Source organism: Leptolyngbya sp. FACHB-711 (assembly GCF_014695615.1).
Lineage (GTDB): Bacteria > Cyanobacteriota > Cyanobacteriia > Elainellales > Elainellaceae > Leptolyngbya_A.
The window spans coordinates 1-5,280 of the sequence record NZ_JACJOR010000224.1 but is presented as its reverse complement, the minus strand read 5'-3'; the positions used below and the strand labels follow the sequence as shown (position 1 = coordinate 5,280).

4 protein-coding genes are annotated in these 5,280 nt (G+C 52.7%); 3 read left to right on the top strand and 1 reads right to left on the bottom strand.

The genetic code is table 11. The annotated features are described in order from the left end of the window. The coding region (locus tag H6F80_RS08585; protein WP_199296452.1) for a carotenoid oxygenase family protein at positions 1-1,425 on the top strand (1,425 nt) is incomplete at its 5' end. A gap of 106 nt (positions 1,426-1,531) precedes the next feature. Beyond that, positions 1,532-2,935 (top strand): MFS transporter, encoded by a 1,404-nt coding sequence (locus H6F80_RS08580; protein ID WP_190791159.1) that lies wholly within the window; start codon positions 1,532-1,534, stop codon positions 2,933-2,935. 240 nt (positions 2,936-3,175) lie between these two features. Here the strand turns inward: H6F80_RS08580 and H6F80_RS08575 are convergent, their stop codons facing one another. Next, positions 3,176-4,156, bottom strand: coding sequence for a cysteine synthase A (locus H6F80_RS08575; RefSeq protein WP_190791158.1), 981 nt, complete (start codon positions 4,154-4,156; stop codon positions 3,176-3,178). A 190-nt stretch (positions 4,157-4,346) separates the two neighbouring features. Between H6F80_RS08575 and purQ the strand changes: the two genes are divergently transcribed. Beyond that, positions 4,347-5,042 (top strand): phosphoribosylformylglycinamidine synthase subunit PurQ, encoded by a 696-nt coding sequence (gene purQ, locus H6F80_RS08570; protein WP_190791157.1) that lies wholly within the window; start codon positions 4,347-4,349, stop codon positions 5,040-5,042. Positions 5,043-5,280 lie beyond the last annotated feature (238 nt).

Sequence of the window (5,280 nt, the reverse complement as noted above, 5' to 3'; positions counted from 1 at the left end):
GCGATCGGTTTTGAGACGGCAACTGAAGAAGCGACGATCGATGCTTTGCCGCTGACCGGAACGCTGCCAGAATGGCTAACGGGAACGCTGATTCGCACGGGTCCGGCTCAGTTTGACATTGACGGAGAGCCTTATCGCCACTGGTTTGATGGACTGGCGATGCTGTCGCGATTTTCGTTTCAGGCGGGGCGAGTGAGCTATGTGAATCGATTCCTTGCCAGTGATTCTTATCAAGAGGCACACGAGAAAGGCAAAATTAGCCGGGGTGAATTTGGCACAACTGCTCGGACTTCTTTTTGGAAACGATTGCGCGATCCGCTGCCGCGCCCAACCGATAACGCCAACGTGAATATCTTGCCGTTGGGCGATCGACTCGTCAGCACTACTGAAGTCCCGCAGCCGATCGTGTTTAACCCCGATACGCTAGAAACGCTGGATAAGTTTCCGTTTGACGACCGCATTTTGGGACAGACAACGACTGTACATCCGCATTTTGATTTCGATCGCCAGTGTTTGTTCAACTATCTAATTGCCTTTGGTTCGCCCAGCAAATACAATATTTACCGCATGGGTTTCCACAACAGCCGCCGCGAGTTGGTTGCCTCGATTCCGGTGAAGGAACCCGCCTATATGCACACCTTCGCCATGAGCGATCGATACATTATTCTCACCGAGTTTCCCTTGCGGCTGAATTTGCTCGGTCTACTGACTAGCGGCAAACCGTTTATCGAAAACTATCGCTGGAAGACCGATCGCGGCACCCATTTCACGGTAGTCGATAAATCAACTGGGGAAGTTGTAAAAACCTGTGAGAGCGAACCCTTTTTCGCCTTTCATCACGTAAATGCGTTTGAACAAGATGATGAATTGTTGATCGATTTGATCGCTTATCCCGACGGCAGAATTATTGATGATTTATATTTAGAGCCGTTAAGAACCGGACGATCGGGCAATGCCGCCGGAAAATTGAAGCGATATCGCCTCAATCTCAATTCAGGTGATGCGATCGGTGAAACTTTATCCGATGAGACGATCGAGCTTCCGAGAATTCATTACCGACAGGCGAACGCGAAACCCTATCAGTTTGTGTATGGCGTAGGCAATCAAATTCTGAATAATTTTAACGATCAGCTGGTCAAAATCAATGTGAATACGGGCGAGACTGCCTTCTGGTCAGACGAAAACTGCTATCCGGGTGAACCCGTCTTTGTTTCTGCGCCCAACGCCTCAGCCGAAGACGAAGGAATTCTGCTTTCTGTGGTGCTGGATGCCGATCGCAAACAGTCTTTTCTCCTCATGCTCGATGCTCAATCCATGAGCGAACTGGCACGAGCAGAAGTTCCCCATGTGATTCCATTTCAATTTCACGGGCAGTATTTTCCCTCGATTCATCCGGCGATCGATCTGAGTCAGATTCATCGGTAAGGGGCTGTAGGCTGTAGCCCTTTTTCAGCGTGGACGCGATCGAGAAATGGTGATACTAGAAGCAGGTTTATTTCTTGACCAATCGTTCTTTACAGACCCCTGCCCTATGGTTGCGCCACCTCAGCTTCGATCGTTTGAACAGCAGCTCGATGAATCTAATCTCACCCGCGTCATGTGGCTCCTGTGGGGGCTGTCGGCGGGGCTGATCGTGCTGGATGGCTTTGATTTTTTTATTATTGGCGTTGCGCTTCCCTTTCTTCAGCGGGACTTTAACTTGGGGTCGGCTGAAATTGGTGCGGTGGCAGTGGCGGCGATCGTCGGTTCCCTGCTCGGCTCTCTTACCCTGGGACCGTTAACCGATCGGATTGGGCGACAGCGAATGCTGCTGGTAGACGTTGCCTTATTTGTCATTGCGACGGCAGGAACGGCTTTTGCCTGGAATGCGATTTCGCTGCTCGGGTTTCGCTTTCTGGTAGGGGTGGCGATCGGGGCAGATTATCCGATTAGCGTCTCTTACATTACCGAAAACGTTCCGGCTCGGCTACGCGGACGGATGGTGATTGGGGCGTTTACGTTTCAGGCAGTTGGGGCGCTGCTGGGCGCACTCACCGGAATCGGCATTATTGCGGCGTTTCAAGCTTTTTATCCCGATGTCGTGCAGCCTGCAGTTCAGTATGCATGGCGAGGGATGCTGGGCGTGGGGCTGATCTTGGCAATCGGCGTTGGAATTTTGCGGCTCAACTTCTTGCTGGAAAGTCCGCGCTATTATCTAGCACGAGGAGACTACGAAGCCGCATCGAAGGCAGCCTCAACCCTGCTCGAAACCCCGATCGTCCTCACGCCCGAAACCGATCCGCCGGAGACCGAATCTAGCCTGTCCTATCGCGATTTGTTTTCGGTCGCTTATCGTGGCCGTACGCTACTTGCCTCGATTCCCTGGTTTTTGCAGGATATTGCCACTTACGGCATCGGCATTTTTACTCCGACGATTATTGCTGCCCTTGCCTACGCCGATCGTACCGATTTGCTCAACCGGGAACTGGCATCGGCAAAAGGGTCTGCGATCGTGGATTTGTTTCTGATTGCAGGTTTTTTGATTGCGGTGGTTTGCGTCGAGCGGGTGGGGCGAATTCGGCTGCAAATTTTGGGTTTTGTGGGAATGGCGATCGGGCTACTGATTCTGGCGGGTTCGGGCTGGAGCAGTTCAGCCAGTGCCTGGAATACGGCGATCGTCTTTCTGGGCTTTTTTGTGTTTAACCTGACGATGAATGCTGGACCGAATTCGACTACATTTTTGCTGTCGGGTGAAGTGTTTCCCACGTCGATTCGGGCAAGTGGAGCCGGGTTTGCTGCTGCCGTTGCCAAAGCGGGAGCCGTTCTGGGAACCTTTGGCTTACCGATTCTGCAAACGTCGATCGGCGTTATGCCCCTTTTAGTTGGGTTGGCGGGCGTTTGTTTGTTGGCGGCGGTTCTGACGTTTGTGCTGCGGGATGATGGGCGGCGGGATTAATCGCTGATGATGGCAATGCAGGGAGCCTCTAGAATGGGCATTTTCTCCAGGCCAGTAAGAACACCCTCACTCTGGGTTCAGCCGTGGCTAAGCGTCATTTTGATCGCCCCAAGCTTCTACAGAGGGGGAAACTCCCAAATTGTTTAAAGTCCCCCCTCGCTTTTTAGGAGCGGCAAGTCACAAGGGGGGATTGAGGGGGCTGCAAAACCTTGAATGCGATCGGGGATACGACAGGCGATCCTAAGCAGCCGGAACCGATAACCCTTTACTTGCCAGCCACTCTGGGTTAAACAGCCGTGACTGATAGCGTGCCCCCCCATCACACAGAAGGGTGACGATCGTGTGTCCTGGACCCAGTTGTTTAGCCAAGGCTACGGCTGCGGCCACGTTGATGCCTACCGAACCACCCATGAACAAGCCATCTTTGCGAAGAAGCTGGTAGATCATCCGCAGTGCCTCCTGGTCGTGTACCTGGATAGCGTCGTCGATCGGTGCGCCTTCCATATTGGCAGTGACCCGGCTGTTGCCAATGCCTTCGGTGACGGAGCTGCCTTCGATTTTAATTTCGCCAAATTTGGCATAGCTATACAGTCCGCTGCCCATCGGGTCTGCCAGGACACAGCGCACGTTTGGATTTTGCTCTTTCAGATAAAGCGAAACGCCTGCGTAGCTGCCGCCTGTTCCTGTGGCTGTAACCCAGGCATCGATTTTGCCCTCGGTTTGCTGCCAGATTTCGGGTCCGGTGGTTTCGTAGTGGGCGCGACGGTTTGCCAGATTGTCAAACTGGTTTGCCCAGATCGCGTTTTCTAACTCTTCCGCAATTCTGCCCGACAGCCGCACGTAGTTGTTCGGATCGCGGTAGGGCACTGACGGAACCGGGCGAACTTCTGCCCCCAGCGTCCGCAGCAAATCGATTTTTTCCTGAGATTGAGTGTCGGGAATAATAATCAGACACTTGTAGCCTTTAGCATTGCAAATGTGTGCCAGTCCGATTCCGGTATTGCCTGCCGTGCCTTCAACAACAGTGCCGCCCGGTTTCAGCAAGCCCTGCTCTTCTGCTTCTTGAATAATGTAGAGGGCTGCCCGATCCTTTACGGAACCACCTGGATTGAGAAACTCTGCTTTGCCCAAAATCTCGCACCCGGTCTCTTCACTGAGACTGTGCAGCCGAATCAGGGGAGTATTGCCGACTGCACCAACAAATCCGTCGTTAATGTCCATGCTGGAAACTGCTTGCTTAGATCTCTTTCTCTGATTCTGACCGATCGCGTGCATCCGCAAATTAATTTGTCATTCCGCATGCCGAACTCCAAATGACGAACTCCTATCACGGGATGCCGCTTCGCCTTGATACCATGATAAAAGGGGCACAGCCAAAAGCAGAATCAAGAGCAGAATCAGGAGCAGCAGCATGAAATTTGGCGTAATTGTCTTTCCCGGATCAAACTGCGATCGTGACGTAGCAATGGTGAGCCGCGATTTGCTTCAGCAGCCAACGCGGATGATCTGGCACGAAGACAGCAATTTATCTGATTTGGATGTGGTGATCCTGCCGGGTGGATTTAGCTACGGCGACTATTTGCGCTGTGGGGCGATCGCTCGATTTTCTCCAGCGATGCAAGCCACGATTGAACACGCGAAGCAGGGAAAATTTGTACTGGGCATCTGCAACGGATTTCAGGTGTTGACCGAAGCGGGTCTGCTGCCAGGGGCACTCATGCGAAACCGGGATCTGCACTTTGTCTGCGATCGAGTGCCGCTTAAAGTTGAACGCAATGATTTGCCCTGGACGCAGCACTACCAGTCGGGACAGGTCATTACGTTGCCGATCGCTCATGGAGAAGGCTGTTATTACGCCGATCGCGACACTCTAGCAGAGCTAGAGGACAACCAGCAGGTGCTTTTTCGCTATGCTACCCCCGCAGGAAACCCCTCGCCGGATGCAAATCCAAACGGCTCGCTCAATAATATTGCAGGCATCTGCAACCGACAGGGCAATGTGCTAGGCATGATGCCCCACCCAGAACGCGCTTCCGACCCGGCTCTGGGCAACACGGACGGGCTAGGATTGTTTAAGGGCTTGCTGTCGGTGCTCGTAGAGGCTTAGGGCGTGCTTTAAAAGCCTGATAGTCCCCCAATTTCTCTCAATTTCTCAGAGGGGGAACTGACGATCGATTTAAAGTCCTTCACGATCGGGGAATGACTGGGGAACTAAGGAGGCACAGAGGATATTGAACCCACCGTTGAGTGAATCTGCGCTCCTCAGTTTGAAGGGATGAATCTTGAAGGGCTGAATTGTACTGCGAAGCAATGCTGGAAAACCGAAGCGGAAATGAAACGATAAG

Bases quoted from the DNA above. Each gene is read 5' to 3' on its own strand.
- H6F80_RS08575 (WP_190791158.1), bottom strand. From the start codon at position 4,156: ATGGACATTAACGACGGATTTGTTGGTGCAGTCGGCAATACTCCCCTG.
- purQ (WP_190791157.1), top strand. From the start codon at position 4,347: ATGAAATTTGGCGTAATTGTCTTTCCCGGATCAAACTGCGATCGTGAC.
- H6F80_RS08580 (WP_190791159.1), top strand. From the start codon at position 1,532: ATGGTTGCGCCACCTCAGCTTCGATCGTTTGAACAGCAGCTCGATGAA.